The 381-nt window shown below is 52.0% G+C and carries 1 protein-coding gene; it reads right to left on the bottom strand.

What is annotated here, in order from left to right; genetic code table 11:
- A partial coding sequence (locus tag I6E24_RS16760) for an Rpn family recombination-promoting nuclease/putative transposase (RefSeq protein ID WP_235329845.1) occupies window positions 1-381 on the bottom strand: 381 nt, incomplete at both ends.

The following is a 381-nucleotide window of genomic DNA, read 5'->3' as shown; positions in this document are numbered from 1 at the left end:
TGTCGGTCTTTTCCATGCACACAATCCTGTAGTCGTGATAATAGCTCTCCATTTCCGGTTCGAACACATCGTTCACCAGGTTCAGCGAATAAACCGGCTGCAGCAGCTCATACTTCTCCTTGCCGTTAAGTTGCCTCACGTATGCCTTCGAAGCGTTGAACAGCACCCTCTGCATGAATGCCGGCGACCACAGCATCTGCATCTCCACTATGAACTGCCTTCCTCTTCTGTCCTTGCACCTCACGTCCACTATACTGTTTTTCTTCAGCGGAGTGTCCGGCACCAGCTCTGCGGGCAGATACTCCACTTCACTTATCTCCTCTTCAGGAGTCTCGAACGGCAGCAGTGCATTCAGCAGGCTGCGTACCAGATCAGGATGTT

Source organism: Bacteroides caecigallinarum (assembly GCF_021530995.1).
GTDB lineage: Bacteria > Bacteroidota > Bacteroidia > Bacteroidales > Bacteroidaceae > Phocaeicola > Phocaeicola faecigallinarum.
The sequence above is the reverse complement of the archived record's forward strand: the minus strand, read 5'-3'. Positions and strand labels throughout refer to the sequence as shown.